Origin of the sequence: Pseudomonas sp. NPDC089396 (assembly GCF_044749545.1) — a bacterium.
In the GTDB taxonomy this organism is placed as follows: Bacteria; Pseudomonadota; Gammaproteobacteria; order Pseudomonadales; family Pseudomonadaceae; genus Aquipseudomonas.
This window is the reverse complement of record NZ_JBIVIC010000002.1, coordinates 46,970-70,758: the sequence shown is the minus strand read 5'-3', so window position 1 is coordinate 70,758 and position 23,789 is coordinate 46,970. Positions and strand designations below refer to the sequence as shown.

The following is a 23,789-nucleotide window of genomic DNA, read 5'->3' as shown; positions in this document are numbered from 1 at the left end:
CCCCCGGGATGCAGTACAATCGCCCCCTTTTTACTTGGCAACGAGTAGACGCCAATGATCGAACCCAAGCGCGTCCTGCGCGCCCTAGCCGAACACTGGGCACTGATCGAGCCGCTGTGCGAGCGCTTCGACCAGGGCACCCTGAGCCTGGTCGAACTGCGCCAGCAAGTGGGTCGCCAGCAGGTGGAAAGCACGCCGCAGGACATCACCCAGCTGCTCGACGTATGGATCCGCCTGGATATCCTGGTGCCAGTGGCCAAGAGCCCGAACCGTTTCGAGCTCAACGCCCAGATCCACGATTTCCTCGCCTACCTGCGCCGCGAGCACCGTCTGGGCCTGTGCCTGGAAATCGAGGCTTACCTGCGCCACCTGGAGCGCCTTGCCGGGCACATCCAGGACGCCTTCGACAACCGCGACAGCGACGACCTGGCGCGCCAGTTGCGTCTGCTCGACATGCGCGTGCGGGATGTCCTGAAGAAGCTCGACAACGATGAGCAGGCACTGGTCGCCGTGGCCGAACGGGCCAAGACCAGCAACCGGCAGATTCCGCTGCGCCAGCGTTATGCCGAGGTGCTCGCGACCTGGGACGAGTACGTCGAGCCGATGATCCAGCTGGTCAACGCCGACGGCGCCTTCGAACAGGGCGTGCGCAAGGTCGAGACGGTACTGTTGAAACTGCTGGGCGAACAGGCACGCCTGGGCCACCTGGTCGACGACGACATGCTGCTGCGCACCCACGCGCGGATCCTGGAGATGCAGACCAGCGCCCAGCTGACCCTGCGCCATGCCCGTGAGCTGCTGCTGCCGCTGCGCGAAGAAGCGCGCCGGCACAACGCCGTGACCCGGGGTGCCGCGCTGGCCCTGTCGGTGATCCGGCGCAAGGGCATCGACGCTGTGCCCCAGGCCGCCATGCCGCTGTTCACCCGCCCGCAGAGCACCTTCCTCGGCAGCGCCAGCCAGGTCGAGGCGTATGTCTACGCCCTGGCCCGCTTCGAGCCGAAACCGGCCAAGTTCCCCAAGGCCCACAAGACCCAGAGCGGCCCGCTGCCGCGCGCGCCACGCACTGTCAAGGAAATGCTCGAACGCTGCGAAGGCGCCCTGCCGCTGCCCGACCTGATGGTCTGGCTGCTGGAGCAGGAACCCGAAGGCGCCACCGACGAACTGCTGTACTGGTTCTCGCGCCTGTCGCGAGAGAAGCGCTTCAAGCGCGAGCGCCTGGAACGGCGTGAGTACACCACCCAAGAACACCTGGTCAGCCTGCGCTCGTTCGCCCTGTCGTCCGGCCGCGAAGCGCAACCTGAAACCAACGCGAGCCCAGCCCATGCATCTTGATCTTTCCGAACTGTCCCAGCTCGCGCCGATCTTCCGCGAGCTGTTCAAAGGTTTCCACGTCAGCCGCCGCGACCCGGAAATGTACGCCCAGCTGTCGAACTTCCAGGACCAGTACCGCACGCTGTTCAAGGCCCTGGGCTTCGAGCTGGTCTGCGATACCCGCGGTTTCTACTACTTCGTTCCCGAGCAGGCTGCCGCGCAGGTCAACAAGACTGCCCAGCGCCTGTCGCTGTTCACCTTCATCCTGGTCGAGCACCTGGCCGACCAGGGCCGCGACCCGATGGCCGTGCTCGACGGTGGCAGCATCGGCCGCGACGAACTGCCCTCGCTGCTGGACAAGTACCGCGACCTGTTCCTTCAGGCCGAAGTGCAGACCGTCGACGAGCTGGAAGAAAAGATCATGCGCCGCATGACCCAGCTCGGCTTCGCCCATGAAGAAGGCGGCATCTACCGCTTCCTGCCGCCGATGCACCGCTTCCTCGACGTGTGCCTGTCGGTGCAGCAGGACCGCGACCTGGCCGCCAGCCTGCACAGCGACCTGCCGCTGCCGACCCCGGTACTGGTCGAGGAAGAGAGCGCCGAAGCACTGGCGCGCACCGACGACCCGCTCGACCTGACCCCGTTCGAGGCCGAGGAAAGCGAAGAAGAGGCCCTGGCCCGGGCCATCCGCGAAGAGCAACAGGAGATTGATGCATGAGCCAGGAACGCTACGGCATCCGCCGCTTCGCGCTGCTCAACACCGCCGGCTACAGCCTTGGCCTGTTCCCCCTGGAGCACCCGCTGTCGGTCTACGGCGCCAACAACCTGGGTAAATCGGCGTCGATCAACGCCCTGCAGTTCCCGATCCTGGCGCGCATGTCCGACATGAGCTTCGGCAAGTACAGCCTGGAGCAGTCGCGTCGTTTCTACTTCGCCAGCGACACCTCGTACATCCTCTGCGAACTGAACCTGCCCCACGGCCCGCACGTGATCGGCGTGGTCGGCCGTGGCCCAGGTGGCGGTTTCGGCCACCAGTTCTTCGCCTACAAAGGCGAGCTGGACCTGGCCCATTATCAGAAGAACGACACCTGCCTGCGCCAGAAGGAGCTGTTCACCAACCTCGAGCGCCTGGGCCTGAAAGCCTATGAGCTCAAGCCCGACGAACTGCGCCGGCTGCTGGTCGGTGGCCATACTTCGGTGCCGCTGGACCTGACCATGATCCCGCTGCGCTCGACCAGCGAGCAAAGCCTGAAAACCTTCCGCGCACTGTTCATCAACCTGCTGCACATGCGCGAGATCACCGCCGCCAAGCTCAAGCAGTTGTTCCTCGATGCCTTCGAGCACAGCCTGCGCTCGGGCAGCGTCGACTACATCGCCGCCTGCGAAGAAGCCTTCCGCGACGTGCGCCGCATGGAGCAGGACTACAACGCCCTGGTCGCCGCTGGACCCTTGGTCGAGGCCCTGGCCGGCGGCGTGGCCCAGCGCGACATCCTGCGCGGCAAGCTGCACCGTCTTTCGCCACTGCTCGACAACCTGCTGGGCACCTGGCAGGAATACGCCATGGCGCGCAAGGAAGAGCTGGTCATCCAGGCCGAGCACTACCGCGGCGAGCAGGACCGCCTGCAGAACGACCAGCGTGGCGGCACCCAGGAGCTGATGCGCCTGGAGCGTGAAATCACCGGCATCCAGCGCTGGCTGGGCGAGCTGTCGGTGCTCAAGCACCGCTTCGCCCTGGTCGATGACGTCAAGGTCCTGGAGCAGCAGCTGCTGGCGGCCAAGGACGCCCACGACGAACTGGCCGGCGCCCTGGCCCAGTCGCGCCAGTTCTCCGCCGAAGACCTCGACGAGCGCGTGCGCGACCTGGAAAAACGCCTGAGGCAGGTCAAGCAGCAGCTCGACCACGCCGACAACAACAGCTACGCACGCCTGCGCGAAGAGTTCTCGCAGCAGGACGTCGACCGCCTGATGCGCCTGTTCAACGGTGCGCTGTTCAGCCTGCCGCTGGGCGACCGCGGCATCGAGCTGGATGACAGCGACCTGTGGGTGAAATCCCTGGAAGCGGTGCTCGAAGGCTTCAAGGGCGAGCGCTTCGAAGCACCTGGCATTTCCATCGATATCTCGCACATCGACCCACCGGCCCTGCAGGCCCTGGCCGACCGCGCCGCGCTGCGCGACCAGAAAGACCGCCTGGATCGCGAGCTCAAGCAGCTCAAGACCCAGCAATCGGTGGCCGCCGACCGCACCGCCTCCAAGGCGCAGACCGAAGCCCTGTACCAACAGGTACTGGATGCCCAGAAGGCGCTGGAAGACTACCGCCGTAGCGAAACCCTGGCTGCCGAAGAGCCCGAGAAGCTGGAGCAACTGGCGCAGCTGGAAGCTGCCCAGGACGAGCTCAAGCGCTCCAGCGATGCGTTCACCGAGCGCGTCCAGCAACTGTCGGCCAAGCTGCAGCTGGTCGGCCGCCAGATCGGCGATTTGGAGTCCAAGCAGCGCACCCTGGAAGATGCCCTGCGTCGTCGCCAGCTGCTGCCGGCCGACCTGCCGTACGGCACGCCGTTCATGGAAGCGGTCGACGACTCCATGGACAACCTGCTGCCGCTGCTCAACGACTACCAGGACAGCTGGCAGGGCCTGCAGCGCGTCGACAACCAGATCGAAGCCCTGTACGCCCAGGTGCGCCTCAAGGGCGTGGCCAAGTTCGACAGCGAAGACGACATGGAGCGCCGCCTGCAGCTGCTGGTGAACGCCTATGCGCACCGTACCGACGAGGCCCTGACCCTGGCCAAGGCACGCCGCGCCGCAGTCACCGACATCGCCCGTACCCTGCGCAACATCCGCAGCGACTACGACAGCCTCGAGCACCAGCTGGCCCTGTTCAACCGCGAGATCAACAAGCGCCAGGTGTCCAACCTGGAGAGCTTCCGCGTGGTGCTGGCGCCGAACAAGGAAGCGCTCAAGCACATCGACCAGATCATCCACAGCGCCGGCCAATACGAGGAAGGCGAGACCCTGTCGGTGTTCGACCTGACGCAAAGTGCCGATCAGGACCACAAGAACGAAGAGGCCAAGGAATACCTGGCACGGCTGGTGGCGGCCAACCACAACCAGCTGGGGCTCAAAGACCTGTTCGAACTGGCGTTCGAGATCACCAAGATCAACAGCCAGCCAGTGATCCACGCCGACATCGATGGCGCTGCCTCCAACGGCACCACCATGACCATCAAGGCGCTGACCAACATGTACCTGTTGCTGCACCTGATGGACCGCGACCTGGCCGGACGCATTCGCTTGCCGTACTACCTCGACGAGGCGGCGGACATCGACGAACGCAACCAGGCGGCGCTGCTGGAGACCAGCCTGCAGCTGGGCTTCGTGCCGATTCTGGCGAGCGTGAAGCCGCAAGTGTCGGCGCATGTGGCGATCGATCTGGAAGGGGGTAGCGGGCCGAATGGCATCTACATCGACGAGGCGGACTGGAAGTTCATCAGTCGGCTGGATGAGGTGAAGGCGGTCGTGCGCGAGGATGAGGCTGAGGAATTGGTCTGATTCGGGGTATTGGGGCCGCTTTGCGGCCCTTTCGCGACACAAGGCCGCTCCTACAGGGGAATGCGTAACCCTGTAGGAGCGGCCTTGTGTCGCGAAAGGAGACCAAAGGCCTCCCTAGGGCCTCAGTGCGCCCAAGGCAGGATCGGTATCGCCGTCACCGCATTCTGCGGGCTGCCCTCGATCATGCGGTCGCTATACACCAGGTACACCAGCGTATTGCGCTTCTTGTCCAGGAAGCGCACCACCTGCATGGTCTTGAACACCAGCGAAGTGCGCTCCTTGAACACTTCCTCGCCGTCCTTCAACTCCCCGCTAAAGCTGATCGGCCCAACCTGACGGCAAGCAATCGACGCCTCCGCCCGGTCCTCCGCCAGCCCCAGGCCGCCTTTCACACCCCCCGTCTTGGCCCGCGACAGGTAACAAGTCACGCCCTGAACCTTCGGGTCATCGAAAGCCTCGACGACGATGCGATCATTCGGCCCGACGAACTTGAACACGGTGGACACCTGGCCAATTTCCTCGGCCCCGGCAACCATCGGCAACGCCAGCGCCAACACGGCCATCGCCCGCTTGAGCACGCTCATACCAGCACCAGGTTGTCGCGGTGCACAAGCTCCGGCTCTGCGCTGTAACCCAGCAGGGACTCGATGGCATCGGACGGCTGACCAATGATCTTCTGTGCTTCCAGCGCACTGTAGTTGGCCAGGCCACGGGCCACTTCGAGACCATCCGGACCGACACAGACCACCATCTCGCCACGGCGGAAGCTGCCCTGTACGGCCTTCACGCCGACCGGCAGCAGGCTCTTGTTGGCCTCACGCAGCGCCTGCACGGCACCGGTGTCGAGCACCAGGGTGCCGCGGGTCTGCAGGTGGCCCGCCAGCCATTGCTTGCGCGCCGCCAGCATGCCGCGCTCGGGCGACAGCAGCGTGCCCAGGCGTTCGCCGGCCTTGAGACGGTCGAGCACGCGCTCGATACGGCCACCGATGATGATGGTGTGGGCACCGGAACGGGCCGCCAGGCGCGCGGCGCGCAGCTTGGTCTGCATGCCGCCACGGCCCAGGGCGCCACCGGTACCACCGGCCACGGCATCGAGCGATGGGTCGTCGGCACGGGCTTCGTAGATGAGCTGCGCTTCGGGGTTGTTGCGCGGGTCGGCGTCGAACATGCCGTCGCGGTCGGTGAGGATCACCAGCAGGTCGGCTTCGACCAGGTTGGCCACCAGCGCGGCCAGGGTGTCGTTGTCGCCGAAGCGGATTTCGTCGGTGACCACGGTGTCGTTTTCGTTGATCACCGGCACCACTTCGAGGTCGACCAGGGTACGCAGGGTGCTGCGCGCGTTCAGGTAACGCTTGCGGTCGGACAGGTCGTCGTGGGTCAGAAGGATCTGCGCGGTGTGCTTGCCGTGCTCGCCGAAGCTCGACTCCCAGGCTTGCACCAGGCGCATCTGACCGATCGAGGCAGCGGCCTGCAGCTCGTTCATCGCGCTCGGTCGCGAAGTCCAGCCCAGCTGGCTCATGCCGGCAGCCACGGCCCCGGAGGAGACCAGTACCAACTCCACGCCTGCTTCACGCAGCGCGACCATCTGCTCGACCCACACGGCCATGGCGCCACGGTCGAGGCCCTTGCCATCCGCCGTGAGCAGCGCACTACCGATCTTCACGACCCAGCGCTTGGCGCCAGTCACCTTGCTTCGCATCTTGTCTTCCAACCTATGTCGAATCTGTAGATACCGTAGATACAAAAACGCCGCTCCAAAGAGCGGCGTTTAGTGTACTGCAACCGATCAGTCGCGCACGTAAATGATTTCCGGGCCGTCTTCGTCGTCCTCGAAATCATCGTCCCAGGCATCGTCGTCGCCGATGTCGTGCACGCTCTTGACGCCGGTACGGCGCAGGGTGCGGGCGTCGTCCAGGGCCTGCAGCTGTGCACGGGCTTCGTCTTCGATGCGCTGGTCGAGCTCGGCCAGCTCTTCGGCGTAGGCCGGGTCGTTGGCCAGGCGGTCGGCGCGGTCTTCGATGTAGCGCATCAGGTCGTGGCTGAGCTGCTCGGTGCCCTGCTTGGAGATAGCCGAGATCACGTAGACCGGGCCTTCCCACTGCAGGCGCTCGACGACTTCCTTGACGCGCTCGTCGCGCTCGTCGTCCATCAGCATGTCGGCCTTGTTCAGCACCAGCCAGCGCTCACGGTCGGTCAGCGACGGGCTGAAGCGGGTCAGCTCGTTGATGATGACTTCGGCGGCATCGGCCGGGCTGCTGCCGTCCAGCGGCGCCAGGTCGACCAGGTGCAGCAGCACGCGGGTACGCGCCAGGTGCTTGAGGAAGCGGATACCCAGGCCGGCACCGTCGGAGGCGCCTTCGATCAGGCCGGGGATGTCGGCGATGACGAAGCTCTTCCAGCGGTCGACACTGACCACGCCCAGGTTTGGTACCAGGGTGGTGAACGGGTAGTCGGCGACTTTCGGCTTGGCGGCCGAGACCGAACGGATGAAGGTGCTCTTGCCGGCGTTCGGCAAGCCCAGCAGGCCAACGTCGGCCAATACCTTCAGTTCCATTTTCAGGTCGCGCTGATCACCCGGCTTGCCTGGGGTGGTCTGGCGCGGCGCACGGTTGGTGCTGGACTTGAAACGGGTGTTGCCCAGGCCGTGCCAGCCGCCTTGGGCGACCATCAGCTTCTGACCTGGAGTGACCAGGTCGCCGATCACTTCCTGGGTCGAGGCGTCGATCACGGTGGTGCCGACCGGCACGCGCAGGAACAGGTCTTCACCCTTCTTGCCGGTGCAGTCGGTGCTGCCACCGTTGGAGCCGCGCTGGGCTTCGTGGTGACGGGTATAGCGGTAGTCCACCAGGGTGTTGAGGTTTTCGTCGGCAACCATGTACACCGAGCCGCCGTCGCCACCGTCACCGCCGTTGGGGCCACCGTTCTCGATGAACTTCTCGCGACGGAAGCTCATGCAACCGTTACCGCCGTCACCGGCTTTGACCCGAATGGATACTTCGTCAACAAACTTCATTCAAAAACCGCCTCTCGTCGATCGACGAGTTGAAGACTTAAAAAACCTGAGGCTCTTGCAAAAATGAGCGCGGCGGCCCCGTACGACCGTAGAAACCCACGCCGGCAGCCCATACAAACAGCTTTGCAAGAGGCTCACCACAAACGAAAAAGCCCCGTCGCATGACGGGGCTTCTGGAGCGACGTCGCGATTAAGCGGCGACGATGCTCACGTAACGGCGGTTGAACTCGCCTTTCTTCTCGAACTTGATCACGCCTTCGATCTTGGCGAACAGGGTGTGATCCTTGCCCATGCCAACGCCGTAGCCGGCGTGGAACTGGGTGCCGCGCTGACGGACGATGATGTTGCCGGCCTTGACGACCTGGCTGCCATACATCTTCACGCCAAGGCGTTTCGATTCTGAGTCGCGACCGTTACGGGTACTACCACCAGCCTTCTTGTGAGCCATGGTTCAATTCTCCAAATAAATTCAGGGGATCTAGGGGATTAAGCCTGGATGCCGGTGATTTTGATCTCGGTGAACCACTGGCGGTGGCCCATACGCTTCATGTGGTGCTTACGGCGACGGAACTTGATGATGCGTACTTTATCGTGACGGCCTTGCGAAACGACTTCGGCAACAACTTTAGCGCCAGCGACGACTGGTGCGCCGATGGTGACTTCTTCACCGTTGGCAACCAGCAGAACGCGATCGAAAGTCACGGACTCGCCAGTGGCGATTTCCAGTTTTTCGATCTTGAGGAATTCACCTTCAGCGACTTTGTACTGCTTGCCGCCGGTAACGATTACTGCGTAAGACATGGGTATTTCTCCGATAATCCTGCTCACCCAGCGCTTTATATGATGAGTATTGGCTGGCATGGCTGCATGGGGCTGGAACGGCCCTGTGCAATTGCGTAAGGCAGGTGCTGCCCAGGAAGTTAGGGTGCGCGATTGTACGCAACCCGGCTTTTGCTTGCAAGTACCGGCCCCGGCCCACGGGCAGCGCGCCTTGACACACCGGGACCTGCGACCTAGCATGCCGCGCAACCTCACTGGAGCAGCCGATGCAACCCCAAACCTTCTACCGCGCGGTAGCTGACGATTTCAGCGCCGTCGACGAGATCATCAAGAAGCAGCTGACCTCGCGCGTGCCGCTGGTATCGAAGATCGGCGACTATATCACGTCCGCCGGCGGCAAACGCCTGCGCCCCCTGCTGGTGCTGCTGTGCGGCAAGGCCTTGGGTCGCGAGGGCGATGACCTGCGCCTGCTGGCCGCGACCATCGAATTCCTGCACACCGCCACCCTGCTGCACGACGACGTGGTCGACATGTCCGGCATGCGCCGTGGCCGTTCCACCGCCAACGCGCTGTGGGGCAACGCGCCGAGCGTGCTGGTGGGCGACTTCCTTTATTCGCGCTCGTTCGAAATGATGGTCGAGCTGGGCTCGATGCCGGTCATGCAGATTCTTTCCAAGGCCACCCGTGTGATCGCCGAGGGCGAAGTGCTGCAGCTGTCGCGTGTTCGCGATGCCAGCACCACCGAAGACGTCTACATGGAAGTCATCCGCGGCAAGACCGCGATGCTGTTCGAAGCTTCGACCCACAGCGCCGCCGCGCTGGCCGAGGCCACCGAGCAGCAACGCGAGGCCCTGCGCACCTTCGGTGACCACCTGGGCGTGGCCTTCCAGCTGGTCGACGACCTGCTCGACTACAAGGGCGACTCGCAGACCCTGGGCAAGAACGTCGGCGACGACCTGGCCGAAGGCAAGCCGACCCTGCCGCTGATCTACACCATGCGTGAAGGCACGCCTGAGCAGGCGGCACTGGTTCGCCAGGCGATCCAGAAGGGTGGCCTGGAAGACCTGGAGCAGATTCGTGTGGCGGTGGAAGCGTCCGGCGCCCTGGACTACACCGCGCAGCTGGCTCGCGACTACGTGGCCAAGGCCATCGAGTGCCTGGAAGTGCTGCCGGCCAGCGAATACCGGGATGCGCTGGTTGAGCTGAGCGAGTTTGCCGTAGCGCGTACGCACTAAACATCGCGTCGCCTTCATCGCGGGCAAGCCCGCTCCTACAGGATCTGCATGGTCCCCTGTAGGAGCGGGCTTGCCCGCGATGCTTTTGTGCAGACAAAACACTTCCTGGAGAAAACCTTATACAATATGGGCCTTTACCGCCTGTCTGTTTAAGGAACCGAAGTGAGCACTCTGCCAGCCTGTCCAAAATGCAACTCCGAATACACCTATGAGGATGGCACTCAACTGATCTGCCCCGAATGCGCCCACGAGTGGTCGGCCAACGGCGAAGCCGAAGCCGCCAGCGACGACGTGGTGAAGAAGGATTCGGTCGGCAACGTGCTGCAGGACGGTGACACCGTCACCGTGATCAAGGACCTCAAGGTCAAGGGTTCATCCCTGGTGGTCAAGGTCGGCACCAAGGTCAAGAACATCCGCCTGTGCGACGGCGACCACGACATCGACTGCAAGATCGACGGCATCGGCGCCATGAAGCTGAAGTCGGAATTCGTGCGCAAGGTCTGATTGCACAAATCCGCCAATTGGCGCTTGCTATTCTGATAATAAGAATTATTCTCATTGGAACCGCTATCCAAGGAGAATAGCCATGACTTATCTGATCGACGCCTGGCTGGACCGCCCCCACCCCTACCTGCGCATCCTGCACCGTGAAACCGGTGAAGTGTGCGCCGTGCTCGAAGAAGAAGCGCTGGATGAACTGCGCGACCAGGGTGACCTGGACCTTGAAGGGCTGAATTCGAGCGAGCCGGTGGTGCTCAAGGAGTTGGTGCGAAATCTGTTTCTGTTCTGCTATGCGCGGGCGTTGCGCCCTGCGGGAACAGACTGGAACTGAGGTAGGACACATCGCCGGCAAGCCGGCTCCCACAGTGACCGCGCAGCGTGCACGATACCTTGTGGGAGCCGGCTTGCCGGCGATTGCGTTCTTACAGAACGTCGAGCAGTTCGACGTCGAACACCAGTACGCTGTGCGGCGGGATGCTACCAACGCCCTGGGCGCCGTAAGCCAGCTCGCTCGGCACGTACAGGCGCCATTTGCTGCCAGCATTCATCAGCTGCAGTGCTTCGGTCCAGCCAGCGATCACGCCACCCACCGGGAATTCAGCCGGCTGGCCACGGTCGTACGAGCTGTCGAACACGGTGCCGTCGATCAGGGTGCCGTGGTAGTGGGTGCGCACGTTGCTTTCGCGGGTCGGCTTGGCGCCGTCACCTGCGGTCAGCACTTCGAACTGCAGGCCCGAAGCCAGGGTAGTGATGCCTTCGCGCTTGGCGTTCTCGGCCAGGAATTCCTTGCCCGAGGCAGCAGCAGCTTCGGCCTTGGCGGCAGCTTCGGCTTGCATCAGTTCACGGATGACCTTGAAGCTGGCCGACAGGTCGGCTTCGTTGACGCGGCTGTCGGCGCCGTTGAAGGCGTCGGTCAGGCCGGCCAGGATGGCTTCCAGGCTCACGCCCGGTGGCGGGTTGTCGCGCAGCTGGCCGCCCAGCTGACGGCCGATGCCGTAGCTAACGCGGGTTTCGTCGGTAGACAGGTTGAGTTCGGACATTGTCGTGCTCCACTGCAGGGCGCAGTGCAGCCGCGCCCTTGATGAAAAGGGCGAGCAGCCTAGCACACTGGGAAGCTGCGAGCAGCTACCAGGCCGAACGCTGGGAAATCGGCACCTTGAGGTCTTCTTCGGGGTGGGAACCCATACCGCACATTTCATCCTGCACGGACCAGTGCACCAGGTTCATCGAGACCATCGGGATGGTCTGCAACAACTTGCGCGCATCCTCCACCGAATGTACCCGCAGGCGCTCGCCACGGGTGTCGGCCAGAGGGTGGGCGCGGCCCTTGACCCGGGCCTCGATCAGATAGTCACCGCCTTCGATGGCGATCAGGTTGACTTCGTCGACATGGCCAGCCCTGGCCTCGGTATTGAGCTGATGCAGGTTCATGGGAGCACCTCGCTGGTGGAACCAGGCATGAGTGCTCATTTTTTGTACAGGGATTGGGATTACACAAGGCATAACTGACGCCGCTCGTCAGTTGGCCACAGCATGGCAATCGCTGTAGGAGCGGCCTTGTGTCGCGAAAGGGCCGCAAAGCGGCCCTGATAATCCTTGCTGCGAAGCTGAGATCCTGGGGCCGCTGCGCAGCCCTTTCGCGACACAAGGCCGCTCCTACAACAACCGCGCAGCGAAGGACTCAGTGCTTGGTGAGCTTGTCCAGATAGCCCATGCAGAACGCCGACACCACGAAGGTCATGTGGATGATCACGTACCACATCAGGTAATCGGTGGAGATGTTCTGCGCATCCATGAACACCCGCAGCAGGTGGATGGACGAAATCGCCACGATCGAGGCGGCCACCTTCATCTTCAGCGACGAGGAGTCCATCTTGCCCAACCAGTTGAGCTTCTCCTTGCTGTCGTCGATGTCCAGCTGCGACACGAAGTTCTCGTAGCCCGAGATCATCACCATCACCAGCAGGCCGCCGACCAGCGACATGTCGATCAGCGAGAGGATCACCAGGATCAGGTCGGCTTCGCTCAGGGCGAAGACGTTGGGCAGGACGTGGATGACTTCCTGGAAGAATTTCAGCGCCAGGGCCAGCAGGCCGAGGGACAAACCGAAGTAGATGGGGGCGAGCAGCCAGCGCGAGGCATACATCGCGTTTTCGAGAATACGTTCCATGGAGGGTTTGGGACTCGTCAGGTGACTGGAAAAGCGAGCGCGAGTATAGCCAGCCGCCTGTGACAGCAAAAGCCCGGATTGGAGGGGCTGCGGTGCAGCCCAATCGCCGGCAAGCCGGCTCCCACAAAGACTGCGGTGCGCCCTGCTCTCAGGATTCAGGATGGAACTGGTAGTCCCCAAGGTTGCGGCAGCGCTCGCCATTGATTCGCCGCAACTGTGCCTGCAAATGCAGGGTCCAGATCTGCGGCCCCTCGGTCACCTGATACCCATGCAGGGTCAGGCTGTCGACGATGGCGTTGAGCACCGACTCGGCCACCAGCGGCCCATGGAAAGGCCCCTGTGCCTTGATCGCCGAGGGTTGTTCACCGGACATGCCGGCGGCGAACAGCAAGGTCCACATGCCGTTGTCCCCGGCCAGCGGACGGATGCTGCATTCGATGCGGGTCACCAGGCCCAGGCACTGGCGAGTAAGGCTGAGGTTGCGCATGGTCGCGTCCCCTCCAATGAGCCCTGTTCAGCCCGAAGCTCCCAGGCTGTTTCCATCCTGAACGCTGATGCCGTCCTTAGGTTCCATCATAGAAGAACAGCACAGAAAGATTGAAAACCGGCGCTGAACGGTAGCACATGGCCGCCAGCGCCGATTTATTGACTCAGGCGGGTTTGGCCTGGGCAATCACCTCTTCCAGGCGCTCCTTTTCCGCCCTCTCGATCTCTTCTTCGCTGATCATCTCGGCGATCTCGCGCAGGCGCTCGACCACCCGGGCATTGACGCTGCCTTCGGTGAACTGGCCCTTGTCGTCCAGCTCCCCGGCGTCCTCGCCCACCAGCAGGCTCAGCGCCTCGTCAGCCTGGCTGACCGCGTAGACATGGAACTGGCCGTTCTCCACCGCCTGCAGCACCCGCTCATCGAGCATCAGGGTAGCGACGTTGGCGCGCGGGATGATCACCCCCTGCTCGCCGGTCAGGCCACGGGCCTCGCAGAGGCGGAAGAAGCCTTCGATCTTCTCGTTGACCCCGCCCACCGCCTGCACTTCACCGAACTGGTTGATGGAACCTGTGATGGCGAAGCACTGCTTGAGCGGTGTGCGCGAGAGTGCCGAGATCAGCGTGCAGGCCTCACCCAGCGAAGCGCTGTCGCCGTCCACATAGCCGTAGGACTGCTCCAGGGCGATGCTCGCCGAAATCGCCAGGGGGAATTCCTGGGCATAGCGGCTGCCCAGGTAACCGGTGAGGATCATCACCCCTTTGGAGTGGATCGGCTGGCCCAGGTTGACCTCGCGCTCGATGTCGACGATACCGCTGCCGCCCGGGTAGACGGTGGCGGAAATACGCGCCGGCATGCCGAACGCCGAGTCGCCGACTTCCAGCACGGTGAGCCCGTTGCACTTGCCGATTGCCGCGCCCTCGGTGTCGATCAGGATGATGCCGGCGAGCATGTCGTCCAGCACCCGCTGCGAGACGCGACCGGTGCGGGTGGCCTTGGCCTTCAGCGCACGTTCGATATGCCCGGCGTCGGTCATCTCGTCACTGGCCAGCTGGCGAATGAAATCGGCCTCGCTGACCAGCTGGAACAAGTCACCGATACGTGCCGACAGGCGCGACTGGTTTTCCGCCAGGCGCGCGCTGTAGGTGGCCAGGCGCGCTACCGCATCGCTGGTCAGCGGCGCCATGCCCTCCTCGTTGGTGCGGGTGCGCAGCAACTGGGCGAACTGCTCCAGGTTCTCGTCGACCATCGGCATGTCTTCGTCGAAGTCCACCAGCACCCGGAACATCTCCTGGAAGTCCGAGTCGTGGTCCTGCAGCGCGTAGTACAGCTGGCGCGAGCCGATGATCACCAGCTTGACGTTGAGCGGGATCATCTGCGGCGTCAGGCTGACGGTGGCAACCCGGCCCAGCTCGCCCAGCGGCGACTCCATCTTCAGCTTGCGCGACTGCAGGGCACGCTTGAGCGCATCCCACACGAACGGCTCGCCGAGCATTTTCTCGGCTTCGAGGATCAGGAACCCGCCGTTGGCACGGTGCAGCGCACCCGGGCGCAGCTGGCGGTAGGAGGTGTACAGGGCGCCCTGGTCGGTGCTGTATTCGATCCGGCCGAACAGGTTGTCGTAGGTCGGGTGCGGCTCGAACACCACAGGCGCGCCACCGTCAGCGTTGTGGCCCACCACCAGGCTCGGGGCGTACTGCTCTTCGAGCAGCTTGCGCGCGGCAGCGTCGGTCTTGCTGTCATCGACCAGTTGCTCGACCACGGTACGCAGCAGGTTCAGCTGCACGGACTGCAGGTAGGCACACACCGCCGCGTTCTCGGCGTACTTTTCCGACAGCGGCGCCAGCAGGGGTTGCAGGGCCAGGGTGATGGTTTCTTCGTTGAGCTGGCGCAGATGGTTGTTCGACTCGCGCTTCCATTGCGGCAGGCTCGCCAGCTCCTCGTTGAGGCGCTCTTCGAGCAGGGCGATGTCCTCGTGGAACTGCTCACGCACCTCTTCCGGCAGCTGGCCGAACTCGGCCTCGTCCAGCGCCTTGCCATCGGCCATCGGGGTGAAGGCGACATTGCTGGCGTCGCGGTACAGGGCCACGTCCTTTTCCAGCGAAGCGCGCTCGATCACATCCAGGGCGCGGTCGTATCGCTGATTGAAGGCGCGGTCGATGGCGCCCTTCTTCTGCTGGTACGACGGGTGCTCGAACACCGCCGGGAAGGTGGCCAGCAGGTTGTCGATCAGCCCGCCCATGTCGCTGATGAACGCCGCGGCGCTGCCCGAGGGCAGTTCCAGGGCACGCGGCTCGCGTGCATCGTCGTAGTGGTTGACGTAGACCCAGTCGGCCGGGGTCTGTTGGCGCTTGCCCTCGGCCTTGAGGTAGCGCTTGACGAACGAGAAGCGGCCGGTGCCGGGTTCGCCCATCACATACACGTTGTAGCCAGGGCGCGGCATGGCCACGCCGAATTGCAGGGCCTCGACGGCACGCTCCTGGCCCAGGACGCCACGAAACGGCTCCAGATCGTCGGTATGGGTAAAGGCAAACTGCTCGGGGGAGAAACGCCGGGTCAGGGCTTCAGGCGCGAGACGCAGGCGCGCAGCGACAGGATCGGGCATTGGGTTTCCTTACTTCGGCGGGGCGGATACGCAGCATTCTGGCGCTGCCCGCGCGCGCCTTGCAAGGCTCGGCGGGACTTTATGTCGCAGCGCCCACGCGATAGTACAGGAGCAAATTTTTCGCAATGAACGACGCAACCTTTAGATCGTGCCTAAACTCCAAGCTGCGCGGGTGGGTGAAACGCTTTCCCGACCTGGCAACCGAGTTGCCAGAAACCCTGACCCTTGGTTAAGACAAATAGAGAACAAATGCTATGAAACGGATTCTTCTGGGTACTCTGTTCACCGTGGTCTCCCTCAACGCCATGGCCGAAGCGCCAGGTGGCCCGAACTGCGGCTGGGGCAACATGCTGTTCGAAGGCCAGCGCGGCACCCCGGCTCACTTCCTGGCCTCCACCACCAACGGCACCTCCGGCAACGCCACCTTCGGCATGACCTCCGGCACCAACGGCTGCTCCACCAAGGCCTCGCTGACCTACGGCGGCAAGTCCTGGTTCGCCATGAACGGCATGATGAACGAACTGTCCGAAGACATGGCCATGGGCCAGGGCGAAGCCCTGACCACCTACGCCGTGGTCCTGGGCGTGGCACCGGAAGACCGCGGCTACTTCGCCTCGGTTGCCCACCAGCATTTCAACCAGATCTTCAGCAGCGCCGACGTGACTGCCGAGACTGTCCACAGCAACACCCTCGCCGTTCTGAAGAACGACCCGCGTCTGGCCAAGTACGCTACCGAGGCCTAAACGCAGCTACTCCCGCCCCACCCCGGGGCGGGTTTCGCCTTTTTCGGCATCGTTAAGAAGTAGTTGCCCGACATGCTCAAACGCCTCGCTTACCTGGCGCTGTGTATCTGCGCCCCCGTTCAGGCTGCACCGGCGCTGGACGACGCCCGTGTGCAACAACTGGCCAACACCCCCTACTGGATCGCCCTGGGCCATTACGAAACCGCCAAGCTCGGGGGTTGGCGCAGCTATGTGGACGATGACGCATTCTTCCTCGCCGAGGACGGCGCGCACCACCCGGACCAGGAACTGCGGGCCACGGTGCAGGCGCTTTATGCCCCGGCCAACCTGGGCGACAAACACGCCCAATGCGTGTTCCCCGCGCGCACCCGCTGGCTGCGCGAGCAGCTTGACCTGCAAGGCCTGCCGCAGCCGGACTGTCAGGAGTTCAAGACCTGGTACCAGTCGATCGACCCGCACAGCGCCGCGTTGATCTTCCCGGCAGCCTACCTGAACAGCCCGTCGTCGATGTTCGGCCATACCCTGCTGCGCATCGATCAGTCCACTACCCGCAGCGACGACACCACGCTGCTGAGCTACGCGATCAACTTCGGTGCCTATATCGAAGGCAGCGACAACAGCATTCTGTATGCCTGGAAAGGCCTGATGGGCGGCTACCCGGGCCTGTTCGCGCTGATGCCCTACCAGGAAAAACTCTCCGAGTACCGCAGCCTGGAGAACCGTGACCTGTGGGAGTACCAGCTGGACCTGACGCCCGAGGAGACCGGACGCATGGTCGAGCATGTGTGGGAGCTCAAGCAGATCCAGTTCGACTACTTCTTCTTCGACGAAAACTGCTCCTACCGCCTGCTGGAGCTCCTGCAGGTGGCCCGGCCGAGCCTGGACCTGACTTCGCAGTTCCCGATCACCGCCATCCCCACCGACACGGTCAAGGCCGTCAAGCAATCGGGCCTGGTGGCCAGTGAGACCTACCGCCCTTCGCGCGAACGCGAACTGCTCGCCCGCGCCGAGCCGCTGGCCCCCGACGAAAAGCGCCAAGTGCTGGCGGTGAGTGCCGACACGGCGCAACTGCAAAGCCCCGCGTTCACCGCCCTGCCCCGCGAGCGCCAGGCGCTGGTGCAGGATGCCGCCTACCGCCTGGAGCGCTACCGCGCCAACGGCCAGGAGCGCGACCCCGGCCAGGCAGCCCGCAGTTTCGAGCTGCTACGGGCGATCAACCGCAACCCGCCGCCGCCACTGGAAATCGAACGCCCCGGCCTGCCTGAAGACGGGCACGACTCGCGCACCTGGCAGCTGGGGGTCGGTACCCGTGAAGACCGCGCTTATGCCGAGTACGGCCTGCGCATGGCCTATCACGACCTCAACGACAACGCCTATGGCTTCCCACTTGGCGCCCAGATCGAAATCCTCCAGCTCAAGCTGCGCCAGTACGAAGGCAACGACTGGCAGGTGCAGCGCCTGGACCTGGCCACCATTCGCTCGCTGACGCCGCGCAACGCGCTGCTCAAGCCCTGGTCGTGGCAGGTTGCCGGCGGCCTGGAGCGGGTGCCGGGCAAGCATGATGACGAGGTGCTGGTGAGTCATGTGAACGGCGGTGCTGGGGGCACTTGGCAGTTGGCCGATGGGTTGCTGGGCTTTGCCCTGGGGACGGTGCGGATCGAGCACCACAACGACTTCGCCCAGTTCATCGCACCGGCGGCGGGGTTCAATGGCGGGCTGTTGTGGCGTAATGGGCTGGGCAACCTGACGCTGGAGGCCAAGGGTGACTACTTCACCAATGGCGAGGTGCGGCGCAGTGTGAGCCTGAACCAGCAGTGGGAGATCAGCCAGAACCTTGGGCTGAGACTGAGTGCTTCGCGGGAGTTCAGCCATTTGGCGACGGCGCAGAATGAGGTGATGCTGGAGTTGAAGTGGTATCACTACTGAGTTGAGGTTGACTGTACTGGCCCTATCGCCGGCAAGCCGGCTTCCACAGGTACAACACAGGTTTCAAATACTGTGCTGTACCTGTGGGAGCCGGCTTGCCGGCGAAAGGGCCAGTTGCCAATGTGAACCAACCGACGCTTTGACACTGTTTTGACAGCCCCACGACAACTGGCCACCTAGACTTTCCTGTATCACGCAGAGGGTCTCGAAGTTCATGTCGCGGTACTGGTTCGGCTTATGCATTGCCTTGTTGCTGTCAGGTTGCGAAACCACCCACGAGCAGATGCTCAGCCAAGGCTATCCACCCTCCTACGCCGACGGCTTCCAGGACGGCTGCAGCAGCGGCCGCCAGGCCGCCGGGGTCATGGCTGGCGACTTTCGCAAGGATGTCCCGCGCTACCTGCACAACCGCCAGTACGAAACCGGCTGGGACGATGGCTTTCGCCAGTGCAATGCCATGAAGAATGGCGAGGATGAACGCCAGTACCGTGACCGCTACTGGGACGAGCGTGACCGCGAATGGCAGCAGGAGAAAGACCGCGACGCCGCGCGTGCCTATCGTCACGACTAGGTCGCAAACGGACATCCGTTGCAACCTGCGACCTGTCACCATGGTCTCCAGCACAAGGAGGCCCGCCCATGAGCCGAGCATTCGTCAACGAGGACCAGGCTGCCGCCCAGGCCGATCAACCGGTAGAGCGGCGCGTCAGCGACCAACCCAACTACGTCACCGCCAGTGGCCTGCGCCAGCTGCAGCAGCGCGTGGCCGCACTCAATGCGCTACGCAGCGATTTGCAGGCCCAGGGTGAGGGTGCGGACAAGCAGCGCCTGGCGGATACCGAGCGCGATCTGCGCTACTTCAGCGCTCGGGTGCAGAGCGCACAGGTGGTGCCTGCCGCCACCTCGACGGACAAGGTGCAGATTGGTAGTCGGGTGAGGTTTGTCGATGAGCAGGACCAGGAGCATGTGGTGCAACTGGTGGGGGAGGATGAGGCCGATGCTGGCCGGGGGCTGATCAATTGGGGGTCGCCGCTGGGGCGGGCGTTGTTGGGCGCAGGGACTGGGGATGAAGTGGTGTGGCGGCGGCCTGCGGGGGATCAGTCGATCGAGATCATCGAGATTGGTATTGAAGCCTGAAAGGCGGGCCGCTGCGCGCCCCAATCGCCGGCAAGCCGGCTCCCACAGGATCAGCGGCGCTGCTGTACCTGTGGGAGCCGGCTTGCCGGCGATTGGGGCTGCAAAGCAGCCCCAACTACATCAGACCACGCCCTGAGCCAGCATGGCGTCGGCTACCTTGACGAAGCCCGCGATGTTGGCGCCCTTCACGTAGTTGATCGTGCCATCGGCCTCTTCACCGTAGTGCACACAAGCATGGTGGATCGACTGCATGATGTTGTGCAGCTTGCTGTCCACTTCACCGGCAGTCCACAGCAGGCGCATGGCGTTCTGCGACATCTCCAGGCCCGACACCGCAACGCCACCGGCGTTGGAGGCCTTGCCCGGGGCATACAGGATGCCGGCGTCGATGAAGATATCCACCGCTTCCAGGGTAGTCGGCATGTTGGCGCCTTCGGCCACGCAGATGCAGCCGTTGCGCAGCAGGGTGCGGGCGTCTTCGCTGTCCAGCTCGTTCTGCGTGGCGCACGGCAGGGCGATGTCGCACGGCAGGCTCCACGGGGTCTGGCCCTTGCGGAACTCAAGCCCGAACTGCTCGGCCAGCTCGCTGATACGGCCACGCTTGACGTTCTTCAGCTCCATCAGCGCGTCCCACTGGGCGTCGGTCAGGCCCGCTTCGGCGTACAGGGTGCCTTCGGAGTCCGACAGCGAGATCACCTTGCCGCCCAGGTCCATGACCTTGCGCGCAGCGTACTGGGCAACGTTGCCGGAACCGGAGACGGCTACGCGGCGGCCATCGATGCGCAGGTCCCGGCGCTTGAGCATTTCTTCGGCGAAGTACACGCAGCCGTAGCCGGTGGCTTCAGGGCGGATCAGGCTGCCGCCGTAGGTCATGCCCTTGCCGGTCAGCACCGAAGTGAACTGGTTGGCCAGGCGCTTGTACTGGCCGAACATGAAGCCGATCTCGCGGGCACCCACGCCGATGTCACCGGCCGGCACATCGACGTCGGCGCCGATGTGGCGGTACAGCTCGCTCATGAAGGCCTGGCAGAAGCGCATGACTTCGGCATCGCTCTTGCCTTTCGGGTCGAAGTCCGAGCCACCTTTGCCGCCGCCCATGGGCAGCGAGGTCAGGGAGTTCTTGAACACTTGTTCGAAGGCCAGGAACTTGAGCACGCCCAGGTTCACCGACGGGTGGAAGCGCAGGCCGCCCTTGTACGGGCCGATGGCGCTGCTCATCTGGATGCGGTAGCCGCGGTTGACCTGGACCTTGCCCTGGTCATCGACCCACGACACGCGGAACAGCACAGCGCGCTCGGGCTCGACCATGCGTTCGAGAATGCCGGCTTGCAGGTAGTGAGGGTTGGCTTCGAGGAACGGCCAGAGGCTGCGTAGCACCTCTTCGACGGCCTGGTGGAATTCAGGCTGGGCAGGATCGCGTTGTTTCAGACGCGCAAGGAAATGGTCGACAGATTCGATCATGGTAGACATCTCACCAAGAGGGATTGGACTTATTGGTTTTTTCCGCAATGTACCAAGAAGCAATCGCACGGGAATAGGGCGAAATGTCGTTTTTTTGAAATTATTTGGTGCGTTTTATATAAATGTATACAAAACACCAGGATTCGTGTTGGCAAAACCGCCCCCTTGGCGGGGCAAGCCCGCTTCCCCAGGGGGACTGCAGAACCCCTGAAATCATGGGAGATTCTGTGGGAGCGGGCTTGCCCCGCGAAGGGGACACCACCTTTTAGGCCACGCACAAAAATGGGGCCCCTGAGGGCCCCATTCTTGTGCATCCGAAACCGGCTTACTGCGCCAGTTTCTTGTGCCGTACACGGTGCGGCTGGGCAGCAGCATCGCCCAGGCGCTTCTTGCGATCCGCTTCGTACTCGGTGTAGTTGCCCTCGAAGAACACCACGTTCGAGTCGTCTTCGTAAGCCAGGATGTGGGTAGCCACACGGTCCAGGAACCAACGGTCGTGGGAAATCACGATCGCGGCGCCTGGGAAGTCCAGCAGGGCTTCTTCCAGCGAACGCAGGGTTTCGACGTCGAGGTCGTTGGACGGTTCGTCGAGCAGCAGGACGTTGCCGCCCTCCTTCAGGGTCAGGGCCAGGTGCAGACGGCCACGCTCACCACCGGAGAGGTCCTTGACGAACTTCTGCTGGTCGCCGCCCTTGAAGTTGAAGCGGCCAACGTAGGTACGCGACGGGATCTCGTAGCTGCCGATGCGGATCATGTCCGAACCGTCGGAAACCTGCTGGAACACGGTCTTGCCACCGTCCAGGTCTTCACGGCTCTGGTCCACGCAGGCCAGCTGCACGGTTTCACCGATCTCGATGCTGCCCGAATCCGGTTGCTCCTTGCCCATCAGCATGCGGAACAGGGTCGACTTACCGGCACCGTTACCACCGATCACGCCGACGATCGCGCCTTTAGGCATGGCGAACGACAGGTTGTCGATCAGCACGCGATCGCCATAGCCCTTGGTGACGTTCTTGAATTCGATGACCTTGTCGCCTAGGCGCGGACCGGCCGGGATGTAGATCTCGTTGGTTTCGCTGCGCTTCTGGAATTCCTGCGATTGCATTTCTTCGAAGCGCTGCAGACGGGCCTTGGATTTGGACTGGCGGGCCTTGGCGCCTTTGCGCACCCACTCCAGTTCCTCTTTCATGGCCTTCTCGTGGGCGCTCTGCTGCTTGGATTCCTGCGCCAGACGGTCCGACTTGGCTTCCAGCCAGCCCGAGTAGTTGCCTTCGTACGGGATGCCGGCGCCGCGGTCCAGTTCGAGGATCCAGCCGGCGACGTTGTCGAGGAAGTAACGGTCGTGGGTGATCGCTACCACGGTGCCCGGGAAGTCGTGCAGGAAGCGCTCAAGCCAGGCCACCGAGTCGGCGTCCAGGTGGTTGGTCGGTTCGTCGAGCAGCAGCATGTCGGGGGCCGACAGCAGCAGGCGGCACAGCGCCACACGGCGCTTCTCGCCACCGGACAGGTGCTCGATGCGGGCATCCCAGGCGGGCAGGCGCAGGGCGTCGGCGGCGACGTCCAGCTGACGCTCCAGGTTGTGGCCGTCGGCCGCCTGCAGGATGGATTCGAGCTTGGCCTGCTCGGCAGCCAGCTTGTCGAAGTCGGCATCCGGTTCGGCGTAAGCCGCGTAGACCTCGTCCAGGCGCGCCTGGGCGTCCTTGATCACGCTGACCGCTTCCTCGACCACTTCGCGCACGGACTTGTTCGGGTCCAGTTGCGGCTCCTGGGGCAGGTAGCCAACGTTGATGTCGGGCATCGGACGGGCTTCGCCGTCGAATTCCTTGTCGACGCCCGCCATGATCCGCAGCAGGGTCGACTTACCCGCGCCGTTCAGGCCGAGCACGCCGATCTTGGCGCCAGGGAAGAACGACAGGGAAATGTTCTTGAGAATTTCCCGCTTCGGCGGCACGACTTTGCTCAGCCGATGCATGGTGTAGACGTATTGAGCCAAAACCAAGCCCTCTAATCAGATAGATAAAGACATCGACGATCGCCCCGGCTTGGGCCAGGGCGATGTGTTTACGGGGTGTGAATGAACAAAGACGCCCATTCTACGCCAACGCGCGGCGTTTCACAGGGTGGTCGGATGGTGGGGGGATTGGGGCCGCTGTGCGGCCCTTTCGCTGGCAAGCCAGCTCCCACAGCTGCTGGGAGCTGGGGTGACTGTGGGAGCCGGCTTGCCGGCGATGGAGCCAGCGCCGACCTCACAAGATTCAGACGTGGCGCTGCTTGGCCTTGCCCCGCGGCAACCGGCAACGGTCACCCTGCTCGGCCAGGCGCGCGGCATAGGCGGCCTTCACGCTGAAGCCGCCACTGCGGGCAGGCTGTTCAACGGCCTTGGCCGGCTTGGCAGCCGGTGCGCTGGCGACCTTGGCCGCGGGCTTGGCCACCGCTGCAACCGCAGCCGGTTCTGCCGCCGCCTTGGCGGTCTTGCGCAGTTCGGCCAGCGATGGCGTCTTGTTCTTCGCGGCAGCTGCCGCCTCAGGCTTGACCAGCGAGCGCTGGCACGACTTGCACGATACGTCCTCGGTCACGGCAGTGCTGACAAGGGTCTGACTGCTGCGCCCACAGGCGGAATCGAGGCCATTGGTGGAAAAGTGAGTAACCAAAACCGAACATCTCCGAAGCGTTGTCATTGAAGCGGCCGGCATTCTCGCACAGGAAGCAGGGTCTTGCCGAACCCACCGCCCCCGACCACGACCGCCGGCAGCAGACAAGCGAACTGGCACTTTGCCATAATACTGGCCCGTTTCGGGTGCCCGGCTTATAGTGCGCCACCACGGTCCCGGCGCCTGCGGGCACCGGCATACACCGTGCATATCTATCCCTGCCATC

At 63.6% G+C, this 23,789-nt stretch carries 23 protein-coding genes; 10 read left to right on the top strand and 13 right to left on the bottom strand.

What is annotated here, in order from left to right:
- Nucleotides 1-54 precede the first annotated feature (54 nt).
- The 3 genes from mksB to mksF are packed head-to-tail and all read left to right on the top strand — an operon-like array spanning nt 55 to nt 4,857.
- Entirely contained in the window at nt 55-1,332 is a 1,278-nt protein-coding gene (mksB, locus tag ACIPZB_RS03345; protein ID WP_008092032.1) for an Mks condensin complex protein MksB, read from the top strand.
- The gene (gene mksE / locus ACIPZB_RS03340) at nt 1,322-2,029 is read left to right on the top strand and encodes an Mks condensin complex protein MksE (protein WP_008092029.1); all 708 of its coding nucleotides are present in this window, start codon (nt 1,322-1,324) and stop codon (nt 2,027-2,029) included. Before mksB ends, mksE begins: the two co-directional genes overlap by 11 nt.
- Nucleotides 2,026-4,857, top strand: a complete 2,832-nt coding sequence (mksF, locus tag ACIPZB_RS03335; RefSeq protein ID WP_400638992.1) for an Mks condensin complex protein MksF — start codon at nt 2,026-2,028, stop codon at nt 4,855-4,857. Before mksE ends, mksF begins: the two co-directional genes overlap by 4 nt.
- Before the next feature lie 122 nt (nt 4,858-4,979).
- On the opposite strand, the gene ACIPZB_RS03330 is transcribed toward mksF, so the two are convergent.
- The 5 genes from ACIPZB_RS03330 to rplU all read right to left on the bottom strand — a co-directional run bounded on the left by ACIPZB_RS03330 (nt 4,980) and on the right by rplU (nt 8,671).
- Nucleotides 4,980-5,420, bottom strand: a complete 441-nt coding sequence (locus ACIPZB_RS03330; RefSeq protein ID WP_177324902.1) for a CreA family protein — start codon at nt 5,418-5,420, stop codon at nt 4,980-4,982.
- 17 nt (nt 5,421-5,437) lie between these two features.
- The gene (proB, locus tag ACIPZB_RS03325; protein WP_400638991.1) at nt 5,438-6,556 is read right to left on the bottom strand and encodes a glutamate 5-kinase; all 1,119 of its coding nucleotides are present in this window, start codon (nt 6,554-6,556) and stop codon (nt 5,438-5,440) included.
- Between the two features lie 87 nt (nt 6,557-6,643).
- Entirely contained in the window at nt 6,644-7,870 is a 1,227-nt protein-coding gene (gene cgtA, locus ACIPZB_RS03320) for an Obg family GTPase CgtA (RefSeq protein ID WP_008092024.1), read from the bottom strand.
- Nucleotides 7,871-8,060: 190 nt separating this feature from the next.
- Nucleotides 8,061-8,318: a 50S ribosomal protein L27 gene (gene rpmA / locus ACIPZB_RS03315; protein WP_008092023.1), complete on the bottom strand. Its 258-nt coding sequence runs from the start codon at nt 8,316-8,318 to the stop codon at nt 8,061-8,063.
- Between the two features lie 38 nt (nt 8,319-8,356).
- Nucleotides 8,357-8,671, bottom strand: coding sequence for a 50S ribosomal protein L21 (gene rplU, locus ACIPZB_RS03310; protein ID WP_008092021.1), 315 nt, complete (start codon nt 8,669-8,671; stop codon nt 8,357-8,359).
- Nucleotides 8,672-8,916: 245 nt separating this feature from the next.
- On the opposite strand from rplU, the gene ACIPZB_RS03305 reads away from it, so the two are divergent.
- From ACIPZB_RS03305 to ACIPZB_RS03295, 3 genes are all read left to right on the top strand, one after another.
- A complete protein-coding gene (locus tag ACIPZB_RS03305) occupies nt 8,917-9,885 on the top strand; it encodes a polyprenyl synthetase family protein (protein ID WP_400638990.1) in 969 nt (322 codons plus the stop codon).
- A 162-nt stretch (nt 9,886-10,047) separates the two neighbouring features.
- Entirely contained in the window at nt 10,048-10,389 is a 342-nt protein-coding gene (locus ACIPZB_RS03300; protein WP_008092017.1) for a zinc ribbon domain-containing protein YjdM, read from the top strand.
- Nucleotides 10,390-10,471: 82 nt separating this feature from the next.
- Nucleotides 10,472-10,717 (top strand): hypothetical protein, encoded by a 246-nt coding sequence (locus tag ACIPZB_RS03295; RefSeq protein WP_008092014.1) that lies wholly within the window; start codon nt 10,472-10,474, stop codon nt 10,715-10,717.
- A 91-nt stretch (nt 10,718-10,808) separates the two neighbouring features.
- Here the strand turns inward: ACIPZB_RS03295 and ACIPZB_RS03290 are convergent, their stop codons facing one another.
- The 5 genes from ACIPZB_RS03290 to ACIPZB_RS03270 form a co-directional block, all read right to left on the bottom strand.
- Nucleotides 10,809-11,426: an FKBP-type peptidyl-prolyl cis-trans isomerase gene (locus ACIPZB_RS03290; protein WP_008092012.1), complete on the bottom strand. Its 618-nt coding sequence runs from the start codon at nt 11,424-11,426 to the stop codon at nt 10,809-10,811.
- Between the two features lie 85 nt (nt 11,427-11,511).
- Nucleotides 11,512-11,817 carry a DUF6482 family protein gene (locus ACIPZB_RS03285; protein ID WP_008092011.1) on the bottom strand — a complete coding sequence of 102 codons (306 nt, stop codon included), beginning with the start codon at nt 11,815-11,817 and terminating at the stop codon, nt 11,512-11,514.
- Between the two features lie 250 nt (nt 11,818-12,067).
- Nucleotides 12,068-12,556, bottom strand: coding sequence for a TIGR00645 family protein (locus ACIPZB_RS03280; protein WP_008092009.1), 489 nt, complete (start codon nt 12,554-12,556; stop codon nt 12,068-12,070).
- Nucleotides 12,557-12,704: 148 nt separating this feature from the next.
- A complete protein-coding gene (locus ACIPZB_RS03275; RefSeq protein ID WP_008092007.1) occupies nt 12,705-13,043 on the bottom strand; it encodes a hypothetical protein in 339 nt (112 codons plus the stop codon).
- Between the two features lie 163 nt (nt 13,044-13,206).
- Nucleotides 13,207-15,645, bottom strand: a complete 2,439-nt coding sequence (locus ACIPZB_RS03270) for a Lon protease family protein (protein ID WP_400638989.1) — start codon at nt 15,643-15,645, stop codon at nt 13,207-13,209.
- A gap of 254 nt (nt 15,646-15,899) precedes the next feature.
- Between ACIPZB_RS03270 and ACIPZB_RS03265 the strand changes: the two genes are divergently transcribed.
- The 4 genes from ACIPZB_RS03265 (at nt 15,900) to ACIPZB_RS03250 (ending at nt 19,451) form a co-directional block, all read left to right on the top strand.
- Nucleotides 15,900-16,388 (top strand): DUF3015 domain-containing protein, encoded by a 489-nt coding sequence (locus ACIPZB_RS03265; RefSeq protein ID WP_400638988.1) that lies wholly within the window; start codon nt 15,900-15,902, stop codon nt 16,386-16,388.
- 72 nt (nt 16,389-16,460) lie between these two features.
- Nucleotides 16,461-18,314, top strand: a complete 1,854-nt coding sequence (locus ACIPZB_RS03260) for a DUF4105 domain-containing protein (protein ID WP_400638987.1) — start codon at nt 16,461-16,463, stop codon at nt 18,312-18,314.
- A gap of 214 nt (nt 18,315-18,528) precedes the next feature.
- A complete protein-coding gene (locus ACIPZB_RS03255) occupies nt 18,529-18,885 on the top strand; it encodes a hypothetical protein (RefSeq protein ID WP_400638986.1) in 357 nt (118 codons plus the stop codon).
- 68 nt (nt 18,886-18,953) lie between these two features.
- Nucleotides 18,954-19,451 (top strand): GreA/GreB family elongation factor, encoded by a 498-nt coding sequence (locus ACIPZB_RS03250; protein ID WP_400638985.1) that lies wholly within the window; start codon nt 18,954-18,956, stop codon nt 19,449-19,451.
- A 120-nt stretch (nt 19,452-19,571) separates the two neighbouring features.
- On the opposite strand, the gene gdhA is transcribed toward ACIPZB_RS03250, so the two are convergent.
- The 3 genes from gdhA to ACIPZB_RS03235 all read right to left on the bottom strand — a co-directional run bounded on the left by gdhA (nt 19,572) and on the right by ACIPZB_RS03235 (nt 23,563).
- Nucleotides 19,572-20,912 carry an NADP-specific glutamate dehydrogenase gene (gdhA, locus tag ACIPZB_RS03245; RefSeq protein ID WP_400638984.1) on the bottom strand — a complete coding sequence of 447 codons (1,341 nt, stop codon included), beginning with the start codon at nt 20,910-20,912 and terminating at the stop codon, nt 19,572-19,574.
- Between the two features lie 325 nt (nt 20,913-21,237).
- Nucleotides 21,238-22,905 carry an energy-dependent translational throttle protein EttA gene (ettA, locus tag ACIPZB_RS03240; protein ID WP_400638983.1) on the bottom strand — a complete coding sequence of 556 codons (1,668 nt, stop codon included), beginning with the start codon at nt 22,903-22,905 and terminating at the stop codon, nt 21,238-21,240.
- A 262-nt stretch (nt 22,906-23,167) separates the two neighbouring features.
- Entirely contained in the window at nt 23,168-23,563 is a 396-nt protein-coding gene (locus ACIPZB_RS03235) for a hypothetical protein (RefSeq protein WP_008091995.1), read from the bottom strand.
- Between the last annotated feature and the right edge of the window lie 226 nt (nt 23,564-23,789).

Coding starts and splice junctions, on each gene's coding strand:
- ACIPZB_RS03285 (WP_008092011.1), bottom strand. CDS start 11,817: ATGAACCTGCATCAGCTCAATACCGAGGCCAGGGCTGGCCATGTCGAC.
- proB (WP_400638991.1), bottom strand. CDS start 6,556: ATGCGAAGCAAGGTGACTGGCGCCAAGCGCTGGGTCGTGAAGATCGGT.
- rpmA (WP_008092023.1), bottom strand. CDS start 8,318: ATGGCTCACAAGAAGGCTGGTGGTAGTACCCGTAACGGTCGCGACTCA.
- ACIPZB_RS03255 (WP_400638986.1), top strand. CDS start 18,529: ATGTCGCGGTACTGGTTCGGCTTATGCATTGCCTTGTTGCTGTCAGGT.
- ACIPZB_RS03330 (WP_177324902.1), bottom strand. CDS start 5,420: ATGGCCGTGTTGGCGCTGGCGTTGCCGATGGTTGCCGGGGCCGAGGAA.
- ACIPZB_RS03270 (WP_400638989.1), bottom strand. CDS start 15,645: ATGCCCGATCCTGTCGCTGCGCGCCTGCGTCTCGCGCCTGAAGCCCTG.
- rplU (WP_008092021.1), bottom strand. CDS start 8,671: ATGTCTTACGCAGTAATCGTTACCGGCGGCAAGCAGTACAAAGTCGCT.
- ACIPZB_RS03250 (WP_400638985.1), top strand. CDS start 18,954: ATGAGCCGAGCATTCGTCAACGAGGACCAGGCTGCCGCCCAGGCCGAT.
- ACIPZB_RS03275 (WP_008092007.1), bottom strand. CDS start 13,043: ATGCGCAACCTCAGCCTTACTCGCCAGTGCCTGGGCCTGGTGACCCGC.
- ACIPZB_RS03295 (WP_008092014.1), top strand. CDS start 10,472: ATGACTTATCTGATCGACGCCTGGCTGGACCGCCCCCACCCCTACCTG.
- gdhA (WP_400638984.1), bottom strand. CDS start 20,912: ATGATCGAATCTGTCGACCATTTCCTTGCGCGTCTGAAACAACGCGAT.
- ACIPZB_RS03265 (WP_400638988.1), top strand. CDS start 15,900: ATGAAACGGATTCTTCTGGGTACTCTGTTCACCGTGGTCTCCCTCAAC.
- mksE (WP_008092029.1), top strand. CDS start 1,322: ATGCATCTTGATCTTTCCGAACTGTCCCAGCTCGCGCCGATCTTCCGC.
- ACIPZB_RS03260 (WP_400638987.1), top strand. CDS start 16,461: ATGCTCAAACGCCTCGCTTACCTGGCGCTGTGTATCTGCGCCCCCGTT.
- cgtA (WP_008092024.1), bottom strand. CDS start 7,870: ATGAAGTTTGTTGACGAAGTATCCATTCGGGTCAAAGCCGGTGACGGC.
- ACIPZB_RS03305 (WP_400638990.1), top strand. CDS start 8,917: ATGCAACCCCAAACCTTCTACCGCGCGGTAGCTGACGATTTCAGCGCC.
- ACIPZB_RS03290 (WP_008092012.1), bottom strand. CDS start 11,426: ATGTCCGAACTCAACCTGTCTACCGACGAAACCCGCGTTAGCTACGGC.
- ACIPZB_RS03280 (WP_008092009.1), bottom strand. CDS start 12,556: ATGGAACGTATTCTCGAAAACGCGATGTATGCCTCGCGCTGGCTGCTC.
- mksF (WP_400638992.1), top strand. CDS start 2,026: ATGAGCCAGGAACGCTACGGCATCCGCCGCTTCGCGCTGCTCAACACC.
- mksB (WP_008092032.1), top strand. CDS start 55: ATGATCGAACCCAAGCGCGTCCTGCGCGCCCTAGCCGAACACTGGGCA.